Source organism: Nonomuraea sp. NPDC003560, from assembly GCF_042878785.1.
Lineage (GTDB): Bacteria > Actinomycetota > Actinomycetes > Streptosporangiales > Streptosporangiaceae > Nonomuraea.
On the sequence record NZ_JBIAOF010000008.1, the window covers coordinates 287,623 to 302,709 of the forward strand.

Below are 15,087 nucleotides of genomic sequence, written 5' to 3' on the forward strand. Positions count from 1 at the left end.
ACCCGGGAGCGCCGCTCGCCGACCGGCGACCGGCGCGCGTCCGCCTGCCGTCCGCCGCCGCGCCGAGCCGATGACGGACGGGCTCACGATCGGTCAGACGGCGGCCTTCACCGGCGTCACCGTCAAGACCGTGCGGCACTACCATCGGCTCGGCCTGGTCGCCGAACCCGAACGCGACAGTTCCGGCTACCGGCGTTACCGGTCGGCCCACCTGGTCCGGCTGGTCCAGGTCCGGACCCTCGCCGCGGCCGGCGTGCCGCTGGCCGAGATCGGCGACCTGCTCGACGCCGATCCCGAGCCGTTCGCCGCCGCCCTGGACGACGTCCGCCGCCGGCTGACCGAGCGGATCGAGGACCTGACCGCGCGCCGCGACACACTGCATCGCCTGGCCCACGGCGACCGGGTCCTGCTGCCCGACCGGGCCTGCGCCGTCCTGGACCGGCTGGCCGCCCTCGGCTTCGACCCCGGCTACGTGTCCACCCAGCGGGAAGCCATGGTCCTGACCAGGGCGCTGATGCCGGCGATCTTCGACAGCCTCCTGACCCGGCTCGAACACTCACTGGACGACCCCGAGCACGTCGAGCTGGTCAAACGCGCCCTGGAGGCGCGGGCCTGGGACCCGGACGACCCGCGCATCGAGGAGCTGGCCGCCGCCCTGGCCGCCAAGCTGCTGGCCGGCCCGGGGCCGCGGGCGATGCCGGCCGGGTTCTGGAACCGGTCCGACACCGCCGCCCGCTACGGGCTGGTCAACCACCACGGCGAGGACCGGGAACCGTCCATCGCCCGGCTGAACGCCCTGGTCGAGGCGGAGCTGCGAGCGTCCGGCATCGACCTCCCCCGCGGGTGACGCCGGCGTTCCTGGGCGGTCAGCCGATGCGCAGGGGCAGGGTCCGAGGGCCCCGGACCTGACTGGCGGCCCAGGTGACGGCGTCGGGGTCGGCGAGGGTGAAGGCGGGGATGCGCTGGAGCCAGACGTCGAGGGCGGTGCGCAGTTCCATGCGGGCCAGGTGGGAGCCGACGCAGCGGTGGATGCCGAGTCCGAAGGCGGCGTGGCGGTTGACCTCGCGGTCGATGCGGATGTCGGCGGGGTGGTCGAAGTGGGCGGGGTCGCGGTTGGCGGCGGGGAAGGAGAGCAGGACCCAGTCGTCGGCTTTCATGTCGACGCCGTTCCAGTGCATGTCCTGTTTGACGAGGCGGGCCATGGTGACGGGGGCGTAGGCGCGCAGGAACTCCTCCATGGCGGTGGGGAGCAGGGCGGGTTCGGCGACCAGGCGTTCGCGGTCGGCGGGGGTCCTGGCCAGGTGCCACAGGGACGCCCCGATCGCACTCCACGTCGTGTCGATACCGGCGATCAGCAGCAGCGTCATCGTGCCGACGACGTGGACGGGGTCCAGCTTCGCGCCGTTGAGCTCGGCGCCGAGCAGGTACGTCGTGAGGTCGTCCCGCGGGTGGGCCAGGTGGTCGTGGATCTGCTCGACCAGGTAGGACGACAGCTCGGCGAAGCGCTCCAGCCGTTTCTCGGTGGGCTCGTTCACGCTTTCCAGGGCGTTCTCCACGAACTGCCGGAACCGGTCGGCGTCCTCGGGCGGGAAGCCCAGCATGTCGGCGATCACCCGCATCGGGATGTCCTGGGCGTACTCACGGGCCGCGTCCACGACCTCCCGCCCTTCCAGGCCGTCGATCAGCTCGTGGCACAACGCCCTGGTACTGGCCTCCCGCTTGGCGACCGCCGTCTTGGTGAAGGCCGGCAGCAGTAACTTGCGGGCGTCGTGGTGGAAGGGCGGGTCGGACGAGATCGGCGGAACCCCGCCCACCGGCGCGAGCTCGCGGGGCGGCTTGACGTTGCCGACGACGACGGCCCGGGAGGAGAACCGCTCGGTGTCGTAGGCGATGGCGGCGACGTCCTCGTACCGGGTCGGCAGCCACACCCCGCCGAACCGGTCGGTGTGCGCGATCGGGCAACGCTGCCGCAGGTCGTCCTGGATGGGGTACGGGTCCGCGGCCCACTGGGGGTCGACGTGGGAGAAGTCGGTGGCCCAGTCGGAGACCGGATCGGTGACGATCTCGCTGACGGTGCCGCGCAGCCGGTTCCTGCGCGTCTCTTCCAGCTCCGGGCCGAAGCGGTCGTCCACGGTCATCTCGCAGCTCCATCCCTGACGTCGATGAACCGGTCGGAGTCGATCTGAGGTGAATCGCACCCTCACCCGAATTAAAAAAGCATTCATTTGATACGTCAAGACACCCCCACGACCGACGTTCCTGCCCGGCGGCAGTTCGTCCGGGTAGGGCAGACCGAGCGCTTCAGTTGGTGGATGGGCGCTTGAGGCGCGATCGGCGCACACGAGCAGCGAGGATGCCGTTTGCGTGCTTGACCAAGATCTGCCGTATGTCTGTGCCGCCGAGACTGCTGGGCCACAATGGCCCGCATGTCTGCCATGCCCAAAGATCACGTTGAGACCGCGAACCCCTCCTCGCTCAACGACTACGACAGGATGGCTGAGGGGTACGCGGCCGAGAACGAAGCCAGTCTGCTCAACGCGTACTACGAGCGGCCCGCGATGCTGGAGCTCGCCGGGAACGTGGCCGGAAGGCGCATCCTCGACGCCGGCTGCGGCGCGGGTCCCCTGTTCTCCGAGCTGCGCGATCGAGGGGCCGTCGTGACCGGCGTCGACGCGAGCGTCGGAATGCTGGAGCAGGCCCGACGGCGGCTGGGGGCCGACGCCGATCTGCGGGTCGCCGACCTTGCGGGCCCGCTGCCCTTCCCCGACGAGGCGTTCGACGACGTCATCGCGTCCCTGGTGCTGCACTACCTGGAAGACTGGGGCCCGACACTGGCCGAGCTGAGACGCGTGCTGAAGCCCGGCGGCCGGCTCCTCGTCTCGGTCGACCATCCTTTCAGCGTCACCCTCTTTCAGCACATGGCCGGGGAGAAGCCCAAGTACTTCGAGACCCGCAGCCGGACCGACGAATGGACCATGGGCGGGCAGACCGTCCAGATGCGTTTCTGGGACCGGCCCCTGCACGCGATGACCGAAGCCTTCACTGCGGCGGGCTTTCGTATCAGCGTCATCAGCGAACCGCCGTTCGCGCCGGAAGCCCGCGAACTGTTCGCCGAGGAGCTCCGCGAGTTCGAGCCCACTCGCACGAGGTTCCTGTGCTTCTTGTTCTTCGTTCTCGAAGCCGGCTAGCTTGACCGCGCCTTACGCAACGCCGCGCGAGACGGCCTGCACTACCTGGTGCTGGACGGCATGCTCATCCCCATCGACCGCTTGCGCGCCGACCGGCCGTACTGCTCGGCCAAGCACCGCATGCATGGGATGAACATCCAGGTCATCGCCTCTCCAGACGGCACGATCATCTGGATTCCGGCATGCTGCCCCTGGCCGACAAGGGCTACCAAGGCGCCGAAGGCCCGGTGGCCCGGTGGCCACACCGTACAAGGGCCGCAACAAGCCCCTGTCACAGGGGCTGGCGCATCCTCCGCAAGCTTCGCTGCTGCCCGCACAAGGCAGGACAGCCATGCAAGGCGATCGCCGTCCTGCAAGACTACGAGTTCACCCACGGATGAAAGGCCTCAGCCGGCTCAGCGCGATGCAGGCGGCGTTGAGCCTGCTCTCACCCAGGCGTGCAGCGGGACGTGATCAGACCACGTGCTCCGGGCGTAATCGACGAAGCATTTCCGTACGCGGCCGTCGCCGGCGAACACGTAATCGATCTTCCGCTTGCGGGTCACGTAGGTCCAGCGCCGGCGTGGGTCGCATTCGTCGCGGCCCTTGTAGGCCGCGGCGGCGTCGCGCGGCACCAGGTTGAGGTCGCCGCCGATCACACCCCGGCCGAGCTTGAACAGCTCGCGCAACTGGATGTGGCGGTAGGGCCTGCCCTTCTGCCTGTCGTCGTAGCTCGATCCCGACGAGAAGTGCGCGGTGCAGAACGCCCGGTCGGCCGTGCAGACGGCGTACCTGCGGGCTCCCCACGGCGGCGAGGTCAGCGCGTGCACGACGAGGCCGGTGTCCGCTCCGGCCACGGCCAGGGTGACGCTCAGCACCCCACGCGGCCTGCCGTTTCTGTCGGGCAGGCACTGGTACGGAGAACCGTCCGAATACATCAGCCCCGCCGACCGGACGCTCCAATTCCGGCCGGTACGGCGTTCGAGCTCGTGTTTCAGGTCGGCGTCGGCGCCCGTGCAGAACTCCTGGAGGAAGACCACGTCCGCCTCGGTCGCCAGCACTGCCACGTGCCAGGCCAGCTCGGCGGTCGAGCGGCGGAAGAGCGCGCACCCGGCGTTGGTGCCCGCACAGACGTTCCACGTCATCACGTGGAGGAGAGGTGGCTGTGCCTGTACGGACAGGTTCGGGAGCAACAGCCCCGCGATCACGAGCTGGCTGATCATCATCACCGAGATCTCCACACCTGATCCGAGCCGTCAAAAGACCGCTCAACCGGCACATCTGACAACCAGGAGCCTATTGGTCTTCATGGGGTCAGACCCGGGCGTACGAGCTGCCGAGAGCCTCTGGTCATGCCAACCAGTCCCGGTTCTCTCCTGCTGATCAGCCCGATCAGGTTGGAAAAGCCTCACTGATCGCTCGCGGCGACTCCACCTGGCATGGCTGTTCGCTACTGGCGCGGTGTGGACCGAGGCTGTTCCGGGCGCCACACGCGCGTCCGTACCAGGAGGCGGCCTGCTCGTGGCGGGGCCAGACGGTGGCAGGCGTAGCCGAGGCTGTCGCAGGCGTTGGCCTGGCCGAGGGCGTCGCCGAGCCGCCGAGCGGCGGCACCGGGCGCAGCAGCGGCGGCACCAGCAACCCCGGGGCGTGCACGAGCCAGTCGTGCATGTTGCGGTACACCGATCCGGCCGCGACCCGTAAGGCCCCTGGTAGCCCGTCCGGCTGCCGGGGGCCTTACCGCGTTCCGGGGGGCGGGGCGGACATGTGTTTAGTTGTGCGAATATAATCGTTATATGCCTATAACGAGTAGAGCGCCCATCTCCCCCGCCCCCGCGCTCAGCCCCCGCCGGCGGATGCTCGTGCTGGCCATCTGCTGCATGAGCCTGTTCATCGTCGGGCTGGACAACACGATCGTGAACATCGCGCTGCCGGCCATCCGCCGCGACCTCAACGCCTCCATGTCCGGCCTCCAGTGGATCATCGACGCCTACACGGTGGTCCTGGCGAGCCTGCTCATGCTGGCCGGCTCGACCGGCGACCGGGTCGGCCGCCGGCGCACGTTCCAGACGGGGCTGGCGCTGTTCACGCTCGGCTCGCTCATGTGCTCGCTCGCGCCCGGCCTCGGCTGGTTGATCGCGGCGCGGGCGCTGCAGGCCGTCGGCGGGTCCATGCTCAACCCGGTCGCCATGTCGATCATCACGAACACCTTCACCGAGCCGCGCGAGCGGGCCCGCGCGATCGGCGTGTGGGGCGGCGTGATCGGCATCAGCATGGCGCTCGGCCCGCTGGTCGGCGGCACGCTGGTGGACTCGGTCGGCTGGCAGGCGATCTTCTGGATCAACATCCCGGTGGGCCTGGCCGCGTTCGCCCTGTGCGCGTTGTTCGTGCCCGAGTCGCGCGCGCCGCGCCCGCGCCGGGTGGACCCGGTCGGGCAGGCGCTGGTCATCGTGCTGCTGGCCACCCTGACGTACGGCTTCATCGAGGCGCCGTCGGCCGGCTGGGCGTCCCCGCGCACGCTGGGCTGCTTCGCGGTCGCGGCGCTGGCGCTGGCCGTCCTCGCGCCGTACGAGCTGCGCCGCACCGACCCGCTGATCGACCTGCGCTTCTTCCGCAGCGCGCCGTTCACCGGGGCCACGGTCATCGCGGTGTGCGGCTTCTCCGCGCTGGCCGGGTTCCTGTTCGTCAACACCCTCTACCTCCAGGACGTGCTGGGCCTGTCCGCCCTGCACGCCGGCCTCTACACGCTGCCCATGGCCGGGCTCACCGTGGTCTGCGCGCCGCTGTCGGGCCGGATCGTCGGGACCGCCGGGCCGCGCGTCCCGCTGGTGGTGGCCGGGGTCACCATGGCGGCCAGCGGCCTGATCATGACCGACCTGGCGGCGGACACGCCGACCTGGCGGCTCATGGCCGCGTACGTGCTCTTCGGGGTGGGGTTCGGCATGCTGAACGCGCCCATCACCAACACCGCCGTGTCCGGCATGCCGCGCGCCCAGGCCGGCGTGGCCGCGGCGGTGGCCTCCACCAGCCGCCAGATCGGCCAGTCGCTCGGCGTCGCGGTCATCGGCTCGCTGGTCACCTCGGCGGTGGCCGGCCCGTTCGCCGCCGGGTTCCCGCAGGCCAGCCACATCGGCTGGTGGATCGTCGCCGGGTGCGGGCTGGCCATCCTGCTGCTCGGTATCCTGACCACGACCGGCTGGGCCCGCCGCAGCGCCACCCGTACCGCCGAACGGCTCGCCCACGCACCCGACAGAACGGCGGACGCCTCATGACCGACACCTCCGGCAACTCCGGCAGCTCCGGGCACGACGCCGTGGCCCGCGTCTGGGCGGCGATGTACGACCTCGTCCTGCGGCAGGAGGACCGCCGCAAGGAGGTGGCCGAGACGCTCGGCATGAGCTTCTTCCGGGTCAAGGCGCTGCGCCGCCTGCTGGCCGGCCCGATGAGCATGCGGGAGCTGACCGCCGAGCTGTCCACCGACAAGCCGTACACCACCCTGATGGTCGACGACCTGGAGCGGCGCGGCCACGTGACCCGCAGCGTCTCCCCCGACGACCGCCGCAGCAAGATCGTCACGCTCACCCCGGCGGGCATGGCCGCCGCCGAGGAGGCCGAGCGCATCCTGGCCCGTCCGCCGCGTTCCCTGCTGGCCCTGGACCCCGGCGACCTGGCCGCGCTCGACCGCATCATGGCCCTCCTGCTCACCCCGGAGGAGCCGGCCCGCGGGCGGTGAGGTCAGCCCTTGAACCAGGACAGCCGGGCGGCGCAGAGGGTCTGCTCGGCGCCGAACTCCTCGAAGGCGGCGACCGGCCGGAAGCCCAGGCGGGCGGCCAGTCTCAGCGATCGTCCGTGCGCCGTCCGGGTGACGATCACCACCGGCTGGTCGGGCAGCTCGGCCGCCGCGGCGCGCAGCGCGGCCGTCGCCGCCTCGTGGGCGAACCCGCTGCCCCAGGCCGGGCGGCGCAGCACGTAGGACAGCTCCAGCTCCTCGCCGTCGCCGGTGACGTGCCCGGGACGGTCGGCCGCGCGGCGGTCGAGCGCCAGCGTCCCGAGGAGTTGGTCGGTGACGAGGTCGGCGATGACGTAGCCGCCCGGTGCGGCCGTCGCGGCGGCGGTGCCGGCGGCGTCGAGGAAACGCTCCACGTCGTCCCGCGGGCGCGGGCCGCCCAGGTGCTCGCGCACCTCGGGGTCGGTCATCAGCTCGACGAGACCGTCCCGGTCGCCGTCGTGGGCCTTGCGCAGCAGCAGGCGTTCGGCGCGGATCTCCATGGCGGACAGCGTGGGCGACGGGCTCATGGGTCCTTGATCCTAGGGCAGCCCCGCCGCCACTCAAGGCGAAGGCGTCGGCGACCAGACCCCGGCCGCGGTCCCGTCCCGGACGTGCCGGCGGTAGGCGACGACCTTGCCGTGGATGATGTCCAGGCTCGCCGTCAGGTCGGCGATCCGGTCGCGGACGGCCCGCTCGTGCTCCTCCAGCAGCGCGAGCCGCTCCGGCTCGTTGCCCGGCCCCGAGCGTACGAGGCAGGCGAACGTGCGCAGGGTGGCGATCGGCATGCCGGACTCCCGCAGCCGGTTGCACAGCAGCAGCCACTCCACGTCGGCCCGGTCGTAGGCCCGCTGCCCGCCCGCCGTACGCGGGATCGGGCGCAGGAACAGCTCCTCGCGCTCGAAGAAGCGCAGCGCGTGGACGCCGAGCCCGGTGGCCCGCGCGACGTCCCCGATGGACAGGCGGTCGGCGTCCCTGCTCATGGCACCTCGCCATAGTTTGACCTAGATTGCACTCTAGATTCTACGGTCCTGGGCATGGCACGTACTCAACAGAAGATCGGCTCGGGGTTCGGCGCGCACAGCACGGCCGACGACGTCCTGGCCGGCATCGACCTGTCCGGCCGGAACGTCCTGATCACCGGCGGCTACTCGGGCCTCGGCCTGGCGGCCACCCGCGCGCTGGTACGGGCGGGAGCGCACGTCGTCGTGCCCGCCCGCCGTCCCGGCGTGGCGAGGGACGCGCTGCGCGACCTCCCCCGCACGGAGGTGGCCGAGCTGGACCTGGCCGACCTCGGCAGCGTCCGCGCCTTCGGCGACCGGTTCCTGGAGACCGGCCGCGGCCTGGACATCGTCATCGGCAACGCGGGCGTCATGGCCTACCCCCACCGGCCGGTCGGCCCCGGCTGGGAGGCGCATCTCGCCATCAACCACCTCGGCCACTTCGCCCTGGTCAACCGGCTGCGCCCGGCGCTCGCCGGGGCCCGGGTGGTGTCGGTCTCCTCCTCGGGGCACTTCCTGTCCGACATCCGCTGGGACGACCCGCACTTCCGCCACGGCCACGACCACTGGGCGGCCTACGGGCAGTCCAAGACGGCCAACGCCCTGTTCGCCGTCCATCTCGACGCCCTCGGCGCGGCCGACGGCCTGCGGGCCTTCGCCGTGCACCCGGGCAGCATCCTCACCCCGCTGCAGCGCCGCATCCCGCACGAGGAACAGGTCGCCCAGGGCTGGATCACGGCCGACGGACGCCGGGCCGACGGCTTCAAGACCCCGGAACAGGGCGCGGCGACCGCGGTGTGGGCGGCCACCTCACCCCTGCTGGACGCGCACGGCGGCGCCTACTGCCAGGACGGCGACCTGGCCGAGCCGGCGACGGGCGACGACATGCTGATCGGCGGCGTCAAACCCTGGGCCCTCGATCCGGACTCCGCCGCCCGCCTGTGGAGACTTTCCGCCGACCTGACCGGTGAATCCGCCTTCTCCTGACCGCCCTACGGGCGGCGGCCGGGCCTGAACAGCAGCGCGACCGCCGCCGCGAGCACGGGGAGCGCGACGGTCGCCAGGGCGATGGAGCTCCACGGCGTCTCGAACGGCACCCGCGGCACCGGGTCCCAGTCCACCGAGGTCGTGAAGGGCCAGGCCAGCAGCAGCCCGGCGACACATCCGGCGACGGCGCCCGGAACCGCGCCGCAGGCCGCCGCCAGGGCCGCCCGGCAGGCGGTGAGGCCGCGCGCGGCGGCGGGAGAGCCGCCGGCCCGGAGCAGGAGGCGGTCCGGACGGCGCGACCTGACCGTGGCCGCGAGCGCCCCCGCGAGAGCGGCCGGCACGGCCGCCCCCGGGAAGAGCAGCCAGCCGTACGAAGGCACGAAGCCCTCCTCCAGGTACGCCTGCCCGCTCTCGCCCAGCCGCTCCTGGACGCGGTCCCGGTCGGCCGCCGTGACCCGGTGCAGGGAGGGATCGACGATCAGCGCCTCCAGCTCCAGCTTGACGCCCATGCCGAGCACCAGCTTCGCGGGCAGGAAGACCGCCTCGACACCGCCGACCGGCGGCGGGACGACGGTCGCGGGAACCGTCCTGGAGATTCTCGGTTCGCCCGGCGGGTCCTCGGGGGCGCTGTACTCGATCGTGACGGTGTCGTGCCGGCCCTGCTCGGACGTGACCGCCACGGCCCTGCTCTCGTCGTACGGGAACGACGGGTCCCCCGTGAGGTAGCGCAGCAGCGCCTGGTCGCCGATGTAGGCGCGGGAGGAGGACGTCGCGGAGTCGGCCGTCGACACGGTGAGGTCGAACGGGTGGACCGGCGTCAGGCCCTGGGCGACGTCCGTGCCGGGCAGCTCCTGCCGGACGGCGGCGATCCCGGGCGCCGGTCGTGCGGTATCGAGCCGCACGACGAGCGCCCCCGGCCGCGCCTGCGGGACGTACTGCGCCCTGGACTGCGCGGTCCCGGCCGCAGCCATGGTCGCCACCGCGACGGCGAAGGCCGTGGCGATCATGGTCGCGGCCACCGCGGGGGCCGTCCGCGCGCGCCGGTCGGCCAGGTGCCGGGCCGAGAGCCGCAGGGCCGCCGGAAGCCGGGCGCCGCCCCGCCCGAGCACGCCCAGCAGCCAGGGGACGAAGGGGCCGAGCCCGAGCACGAACGTCGTGGCGCCCACCACGGCGGCCAGATAAGGGAACAAGGAGTCGTCATAGTGCACGTCCTCGTGCGTCGACCAGGCCACCAGCGCCATCATTGTGAGCCCGGCCGCCGCCACCCATGCGCCGGCGACCAGATGGCCGGAGTGCATCCGGCCCTGCCGGCCTCGCGGCGCGGTCTCGGCGGCGAAGACGGTCGCGCCGCAGGCCAGCATCACGAGCCCGCCAATCAGCGCCAGGAAGAAGATCAGGGAGACGAGGTCCGGCATGGAGGGAGCGTACGAGCGGAACGATCAATGCGACACCCCCACGGACCGGGAACGGCGACGGCCGGCCGCCGCGGGGTACGCGGGGCCGGCCGGAGGGTTCGAAGGTCAGCCGTGGGAGTCGATGGTCGCGGCGCGCTTGATGCTCAGCTCGTCGCCGCCGATGGAGCAGGAGGGCCCGTTCGGGCCGCCGAAGCGGACGGAGTCGAAGAAGTCGCGGAAGGTGATGTAGAAGTTGCCCTTGCCGCGCGGGCCGGTGACGGCCGAGCAGCCGCCGTAGTCGGCCTCGGAGTAGAGATGGATGAGCGTGTCGGTGCGGTTCCAGTCGGACTTGGCGCGGTCGCCCATGCCCAGGGCCGCCAGGTTGGCCGTGCTCGCCTGGAGCTGGACGATGTCGCCGGTGCCGTCGAGACCGGAGAACAGGCAGTAGTTGCCCTCCTGGCAGCGGTCGTATCCCGTCGCCGCCTGCGCGGGGGACGCCACTGCGGCCAGCGCGGCCACGGCGATCGGTAACGCCAGAACGTGAAACTTCTTGCCCACCATGCCTCCATGGACGAAACTTTCCTTCGGTCCGAACATACATAGTGAGATCAACTTGCGCTAGACCGTCAGGGTGGACGTTCTTCAGCGGATAATCCGCTACGGGATGAGTTGGTAGCCTCGATGACATGACTTCGATGGCGCCCTCGCGTACCGAGCACGACCTGTCGTTCCTGCTCGACCACACCAGTCACGTGCTGCGCACCCGGATGGCGGCGGCCCTGGCCGAGCTGGGGCTGACCGCGCGCATGCACTGCGTGCTCGTGCACGCCCTGGAGGAGGAGCGCACGCAGATCCAGCTCGCCGAGATCGGCGACATGGACAAGACCACGATGGTGGTCACCGTCGACGCCCTGGAGAAGGCCGGGCTGGCCGAGCGGCGGCCGTCGAGCACCGACCGGCGGGCCCGGATCATCGCCGTGACCGAGAAGGGCGCCCAGGTGGCCCGGCGCAGCCAGGAGATCGTGGACGGCGTGCACACCGCGGCCCTCGGCTCGATCCCGGACGACGAGCGGGAGGTGCTGGTACGCGCCCTGAACCGGCTGGTCACCGGCCATCTGGAGACCCCGGCCGAGGCGCCGCAGCCGGTCCGGCGGGCCAGGGAGCGCGGCTAAGTAGTTCCGTGACATATCGTCTGTAACGGAACTATCTGCTACGGTCTCTCCTGTTGCACCCCTTGAAACAGGAGACGACCATGTCCCTCACCTCCCGGCGCACCGCCCTGGCCGTGTTGTCGACGTCCGCCTTGATGACCATCCTCGACGGCAGCATCGTCACCGTGGCCATGCCCGCCATCCAGCGCGACCTGGGGTTCTCCCCCGCCGGGCTGAGCTGGGTGGTCAACGCGTACCTGCTCGCGTTCGGCGGGCTGCTGCTGCTGGCCGGACGGCTCGGCGACCTCGTGGGCCGCCGGACGATGTTCCTGTCCGGGAACGCGGTGTTCACCGGCGCGTCCCTGCTGGCCGGCCTGGCGAACAGCGAGGGCCTGCTCATCGCCGCCCGGTTCCTGCAGGGCGTCGGCAGCGCGATGGCCTCGGCCGTCGTGCTCGGCATCCTGGTGACCTTGTTCACCGAGCCGCGCGAGCGGGGGCGGGCGATCGCGGCCTTCAGCTTCACCGGCGCGGCCGGCGCGTCGATCGGGCAGGTGCTCGGCGGCGTGCTCACCGATGCGCTGAGCTGGCACTGGATCTTCTTCATCAACCTGCCGATCGGGCTGGCGACGATCATGCTGGCGCTGCCCGCGCTGCCCGCCGACCGGGGCCTCGGCCTCGCGCGGGGCGCCGACGTGACCGGCGCGCTGCTGGTCACCTCGGGCCTGATGCTGGGCATCTACACCGTGGTCAAGGTCGAGGAGCACGGCTGGCTCGCCGTGCACACCCTGGCGTTCGGCGCGGTGTCGCTGGCCCTGCTCGCCGGTTTCTTCCTGCGCCAGGCCACCGCGCGCACGCCGCTGATGCCGCTGCGCGTGCTGCGCTCCCGCAACGTGGCCGGGGCCAACGTCGTGCAGATGCTGGCGCTGTCGGCGATGTTCGCCTTCCAGATCATCGTCGCGCTCTACATGCAGAAGGTGCTGGGGTACGGCGCCCTCGCCACCGGGCTGGCGATGCTCCCGGCGGCCGTGGCGATCGGCGGCGTGTCGCTGTTCGTGTCGGCGCGGCTGAGCGCCCGCTTCGGCGCGCCGGCCGTGCTGCTGGCCGGGCTGGTGCTGCTGCTGGCCGCGATGGCCTGGCTCACGCGGGTGCCGGTGGACGCCGACTACGTCACCGACCTGCTGCCGGTCATGGTGCTGATCGCGGGTGGCGGGCTGGCGCTGCCGGCGCTGACCACGCTCGGCATGTCGGCCGCCCGCGCGGACGACGCCGGCCTCGCCTCGGGGGTGTTCAACACCACCCAGCAGATCGGCATGGCGCTGGGCGTGGCCGTCCTGACCACGCTGGCGGCCTCCCGTACGCAGGAGCTGCGCGCCGGCGGGGCGGCCGAGGCGGCGGCGCTGACCGGCGGCTACCACCTGGCCTTCGCCACCTCGGCCGGGCTGCTCGCGGCGGCCGTCGTGGTCGCCCTGGCCGTCCTGCGCCGCCCCCGGGCCGCCGCGGCCGCCGACGCGTCGCGGCTCGACCAGCCCGCCGCCCGCTGAACCCCCTTCCTCTCACCGCGAAACGGAGCCGATCATCATGACCGAGCCCTCTTACGGCCCCGGACAGGGCCCCGGCGCCCGCCCCCTCACCGAGGACGAACTCCTGCGGATCCTCGCCCGCCAGCCCTTCGGCGTGCTGGCGACGCTCAAGCGCGACGGCCGCCCGCACCTGGCCTCGATGGCCCTGCGCTGGGACGCCGCCGGGCGCGTCCTGCGCATCTCCTCCGCCGAGGGCCGCGTCAAGGTGCGGCACCTGCTCGCCGACCCGCGGGCGACGGTGCACCTGCAGGGCGACGACGTCCTGTCGTACGCCGTCGCCGAAGGACGGGCGGAGGTCTCCGAGCCGTCGCTCACGCCGGGCGACGCCACCGGACGCGAGCTGCTGGAGATGGCCGGCGGCTTCCCCGACCCGGCGGACGAGGCCGCCTTCCTGGCGGAGATGGCCAGGGGCCGCCGCCTGGTCATCAGGATCCGGGTGGACCACCTGTACGGCATCGCCCTCGACGCCGCCTGACCGGCGCCCCCGGTCGCCGGAAGCCGGACGGGCGGGCGCCGGACCCCAATTGTCGGGCGTCGGACGGGTGGGCGCCGGGCCTGGGCCCCGGTTGCCGCGAGCTGGAGGTGCGGGCGAGGATGGCGCGATCGACAAGGGAGGTCGTCTTATGCGGGTCCCGGGCCGTCCGCTCGTGGTGTTGCTGGTGGGGGCGCTGGCCGCGTGTTCCACGGCGGGGCCCGCCGCCGCTCCCGGTCCCGTCCCCGCGCCGGACACGAGCCCGGGCCCGACGACCGCGCCGACCCACGCCTCGCCCGTGCCGACCCACACCCCGCCCGTGCCGACCCACGTCCCGACCGTGCAGGCCGCGACCCGGCCGCCGGTCGTGCGACCGGCGCGCAGCGGCTGCGACGGGGCGAGCGCCCGCGACTTCGACGGCGACGGCCGCGACGACGTCGCCCTCGGCTATCTCGGCGCCACCGGCCGGGTGCACGTCCTGTCGGCGGGCAAGGTCATCCACCTCCCCACCCCGCCGGGCAACCGGATGAAGGGCTTCGGCTGGTCGGTGACCATGGCCCACGTCAACGACGACCGCTGCGCGGACCTCGTCGTCGGCACCCGTACCCTGACCGTGGCCGGCCTGAAGGGGGCGGGCGGGGTCTACGTCCTGCACGGCGGGGCCGCCGCGCCGCCGCGCCGGCTCGTCTCGCCGCTGCCGCAGGAGGACGCGGCCTTCGGCGAGTCCGTCGCCGCCTACGGCGACCTCGTCGCGATCGGCGCGCCGCGGGAGCGGCCGGGAGGCGCGGTCTACCTGTTCAGGAAGGGCGCGTTCGTCCGGCGGATCACCCAGGAGACGCCCGGCGTGCCCGGCAGCTCCGAGGTCTCCGACCGGTTCGGCGACCGGCTCGCCCTCGGCCCGCTCGCCGGCGGCGGCGTGGGCCTCGTCATCGGCGCCCCGGAGGAGTACGCGGACGGCTCCGGCCGCCAGGACGTCGGCGACCGGGACGACTCGCCCCTCGGCGCGGTCACCGTCGTCCGCGACGTCACGGCGCGCAGACTGAGCGCGGTACGGCTGCGGCCGCCGCGCGACGACGACGGCAGGCCCTGCGCCGGCTTCGGCGACAGCCTGGTGTACGTCCCCGGCACCGGGCCGGCCGTGTTCTCGCCGCCATGCGGCCGACTGCGCTTCTACGACCTCGACCTCAAGGTCATCCGCACCGTGACGGCCGTGCGGGAGCCCTGGGACGCCGAGCTGGCCGCCTCCGCCGACGGCCGGGTGGCGGCCCTGGGCGGCGACCACGACGACCCGGCGTTGCTGCTGCTGTCCCCGAGGGACCAGACGCGGGACCGCCGACTCACGGGCGACTACCTCGCCGACACGGCGCACCGGGGGATCGCGTTCGGCGGGAGCCGGATCGTGGTCACCATGCAGGGGGCCGCCGACGTGGCCCTCGTCGACCCCGCCACCGGAGAGGCCGACCTCGTCAAGACCGCCACCGGAGACCTCTTCATCAAGGCCGTCGAAGGCTGAGACGCGCCCGTCGTCAAGGCCGTCGAGGGCTGAGGAGGGCCGGCCGTGGGCCCTGTACA

The 15,087-nt window shown here is 72.5% G+C and carries 15 protein-coding genes and 1 pseudogene; 10 read left to right on the top strand and 6 right to left on the bottom strand.

Annotated features, from left to right (window positions below; genetic code table 11):
• The first annotated feature begins 70 nt into the window (after nucleotides 1-70).
• Entirely contained in the window at nucleotides 71-847 is a 777-nt protein-coding gene (locus tag ACFYUV_RS30105) for a MerR family transcriptional regulator (protein ID WP_387673836.1), read from the top strand.
• Between the two features lie 19 nt (nucleotides 848-866).
• Here ACFYUV_RS30105 and ACFYUV_RS30110 read toward each other — a convergent pair whose 3' ends face one another.
• Nucleotides 867-2,138: a cytochrome P450 gene (locus ACFYUV_RS30110; RefSeq protein WP_387673839.1), complete on the bottom strand. Its 1,272-nt coding sequence runs from the start codon at nucleotides 2,136-2,138 to the stop codon at nucleotides 867-869.
• A 279-nt stretch (nucleotides 2,139-2,417) separates the two neighbouring features.
• On the opposite strand from ACFYUV_RS30110, the gene ACFYUV_RS30115 reads away from it, so the two are divergent.
• Entirely contained in the window at nucleotides 2,418-3,188 is a 771-nt protein-coding gene (locus ACFYUV_RS30115; RefSeq protein WP_387673842.1) for a class I SAM-dependent methyltransferase, read from the top strand.
• A 42-nt stretch (nucleotides 3,189-3,230) separates the two neighbouring features.
• Nucleotides 3,231-3,568 (top strand): annotated as a pseudogene (locus ACFYUV_RS30120) (IS5/IS1182 family transposase); the annotation flags it as partial.
• Nucleotides 3,569-3,583: 15 nt separating this feature from the next.
• On the opposite strand, the gene ACFYUV_RS30125 reads toward ACFYUV_RS30120, so the two are convergent.
• A complete protein-coding gene (locus ACFYUV_RS30125) occupies nucleotides 3,584-4,408 on the bottom strand; it encodes an endonuclease/exonuclease/phosphatase family protein (RefSeq protein ID WP_387673845.1) in 825 nt (274 codons plus the stop codon).
• Nucleotides 4,409-4,960: 552 nt separating this feature from the next.
• Here ACFYUV_RS30125 and ACFYUV_RS30130 point away from each other — a divergent pair.
• Together ACFYUV_RS30130 and ACFYUV_RS30135 are read left to right on the top strand one after the other, a co-directional pair.
• Entirely contained in the window at nucleotides 4,961-6,436 is a 1,476-nt protein-coding gene (locus tag ACFYUV_RS30130) for an MFS transporter (protein WP_387673848.1), read from the top strand.
• Nucleotides 6,433-6,897, top strand: a complete 465-nt coding sequence (locus tag ACFYUV_RS30135; protein ID WP_387673851.1) for a MarR family winged helix-turn-helix transcriptional regulator — start codon at nucleotides 6,433-6,435, stop codon at nucleotides 6,895-6,897. The genes ACFYUV_RS30130 and ACFYUV_RS30135 overlap by 4 nt, the downstream gene beginning before the upstream one ends.
• A gap of 2 nt (nucleotides 6,898-6,899) precedes the next feature.
• Here ACFYUV_RS30135 and ACFYUV_RS30140 read toward each other — a convergent pair whose 3' ends face one another.
• Nucleotides 6,900-7,460, bottom strand: a complete 561-nt coding sequence (locus ACFYUV_RS30140) for a GNAT family N-acetyltransferase (protein ID WP_387673853.1) — start codon at nucleotides 7,458-7,460, stop codon at nucleotides 6,900-6,902.
• A gap of 33 nt (nucleotides 7,461-7,493) precedes the next feature.
• A complete protein-coding gene (locus ACFYUV_RS30145; protein ID WP_387673856.1) occupies nucleotides 7,494-7,913 on the bottom strand; it encodes a MerR family transcriptional regulator in 420 nt (139 codons plus the stop codon).
• 54 nt (nucleotides 7,914-7,967) lie between these two features.
• On the opposite strand from ACFYUV_RS30145, the gene ACFYUV_RS30150 reads away from it, so the two are divergent.
• Nucleotides 7,968-8,918 (top strand): SDR family NAD(P)-dependent oxidoreductase, encoded by a 951-nt coding sequence (locus ACFYUV_RS30150; protein WP_387673859.1) that lies wholly within the window; start codon nucleotides 7,968-7,970, stop codon nucleotides 8,916-8,918.
• Between the two features lie 5 nt (nucleotides 8,919-8,923).
• Here ACFYUV_RS30150 and ACFYUV_RS30155 read toward each other — a convergent pair whose 3' ends face one another.
• Both ACFYUV_RS30155 and ACFYUV_RS30160 read right to left on the bottom strand, forming a co-directional pair.
• Nucleotides 8,924-10,333: a hypothetical protein gene (locus tag ACFYUV_RS30155; protein ID WP_387673861.1), complete on the bottom strand. Its 1,410-nt coding sequence runs from the start codon at nucleotides 10,331-10,333 to the stop codon at nucleotides 8,924-8,926.
• Nucleotides 10,334-10,438: 105 nt separating this feature from the next.
• Nucleotides 10,439-10,873 carry a peptidase inhibitor family I36 protein gene (locus ACFYUV_RS30160; protein WP_387673864.1) on the bottom strand — a complete coding sequence of 145 codons (435 nt, stop codon included), beginning with the start codon at nucleotides 10,871-10,873 and terminating at the stop codon, nucleotides 10,439-10,441.
• A gap of 125 nt (nucleotides 10,874-10,998) precedes the next feature.
• Between ACFYUV_RS30160 and ACFYUV_RS30165 the strand changes: the two genes are divergently transcribed.
• From ACFYUV_RS30165 to ACFYUV_RS30180, 4 genes are all read left to right on the top strand, one after another.
• Nucleotides 10,999-11,484, top strand: coding sequence for a MarR family winged helix-turn-helix transcriptional regulator (locus ACFYUV_RS30165; RefSeq protein ID WP_387673867.1), 486 nt, complete (start codon nucleotides 10,999-11,001; stop codon nucleotides 11,482-11,484).
• Between the two features lie 80 nt (nucleotides 11,485-11,564).
• The gene (locus ACFYUV_RS30170) at nucleotides 11,565-13,004 is read left to right on the top strand and encodes an MFS transporter (RefSeq protein WP_387673870.1); all 1,440 of its coding nucleotides are present in this window, start codon (nucleotides 11,565-11,567) and stop codon (nucleotides 13,002-13,004) included.
• A gap of 37 nt (nucleotides 13,005-13,041) precedes the next feature.
• Nucleotides 13,042-13,518: a PPOX class F420-dependent oxidoreductase gene (locus tag ACFYUV_RS30175; RefSeq protein ID WP_387673873.1), complete on the top strand. Its 477-nt coding sequence runs from the start codon at nucleotides 13,042-13,044 to the stop codon at nucleotides 13,516-13,518.
• Nucleotides 13,519-13,666: 148 nt separating this feature from the next.
• Nucleotides 13,667-15,028 carry an integrin alpha gene (locus tag ACFYUV_RS30180; protein WP_387673876.1) on the top strand — a complete coding sequence of 454 codons (1,362 nt, stop codon included), beginning with the start codon at nucleotides 13,667-13,669 and terminating at the stop codon, nucleotides 15,026-15,028.
• Nucleotides 15,029-15,087 lie beyond the last annotated feature (59 nt).

Bases quoted from the DNA above. Each gene is read 5' to 3' on its own strand.
- ACFYUV_RS30105 (WP_387673836.1), top strand. From the start codon at position 71: ATGACGGACGGGCTCACGATCGGTCAGACGGCGGCCTTCACCGGCGTC.
- ACFYUV_RS30110 (WP_387673839.1), bottom strand. From the start codon at position 2,138: ATGACCGTGGACGACCGCTTCGGCCCGGAGCTGGAAGAGACGCGCAGG.
- ACFYUV_RS30115 (WP_387673842.1), top strand. From the start codon at position 2,418: ATGGCCCGCATGTCTGCCATGCCCAAAGATCACGTTGAGACCGCGAAC.
- ACFYUV_RS30130 (WP_387673848.1), top strand. From the start codon at position 4,961: ATGCCTATAACGAGTAGAGCGCCCATCTCCCCCGCCCCCGCGCTCAGC.
- ACFYUV_RS30135 (WP_387673851.1), top strand. From the start codon at position 6,433: ATGACCGACACCTCCGGCAACTCCGGCAGCTCCGGGCACGACGCCGTG.
- ACFYUV_RS30140 (WP_387673853.1), bottom strand. From the start codon at position 7,460: ATGAGCCCGTCGCCCACGCTGTCCGCCATGGAGATCCGCGCCGAACGC.
- ACFYUV_RS30145 (WP_387673856.1), bottom strand. From the start codon at position 7,913: ATGAGCAGGGACGCCGACCGCCTGTCCATCGGGGACGTCGCGCGGGCC.
- ACFYUV_RS30150 (WP_387673859.1), top strand. From the start codon at position 7,968: ATGGCACGTACTCAACAGAAGATCGGCTCGGGGTTCGGCGCGCACAGC.
- ACFYUV_RS30155 (WP_387673861.1), bottom strand. From the start codon at position 10,333: ATGCCGGACCTCGTCTCCCTGATCTTCTTCCTGGCGCTGATTGGCGGG.
- ACFYUV_RS30160 (WP_387673864.1), bottom strand. From the start codon at position 10,873: ATGGTGGGCAAGAAGTTTCACGTTCTGGCGTTACCGATCGCCGTGGCC.
- ACFYUV_RS30165 (WP_387673867.1), top strand. From the start codon at position 10,999: ATGACTTCGATGGCGCCCTCGCGTACCGAGCACGACCTGTCGTTCCTG.
- ACFYUV_RS30170 (WP_387673870.1), top strand. From the start codon at position 11,565: ATGTCCCTCACCTCCCGGCGCACCGCCCTGGCCGTGTTGTCGACGTCC.
- ACFYUV_RS30175 (WP_387673873.1), top strand. From the start codon at position 13,042: ATGACCGAGCCCTCTTACGGCCCCGGACAGGGCCCCGGCGCCCGCCCC.
- ACFYUV_RS30180 (WP_387673876.1), top strand. From the start codon at position 13,667: ATGCGGGTCCCGGGCCGTCCGCTCGTGGTGTTGCTGGTGGGGGCGCTG.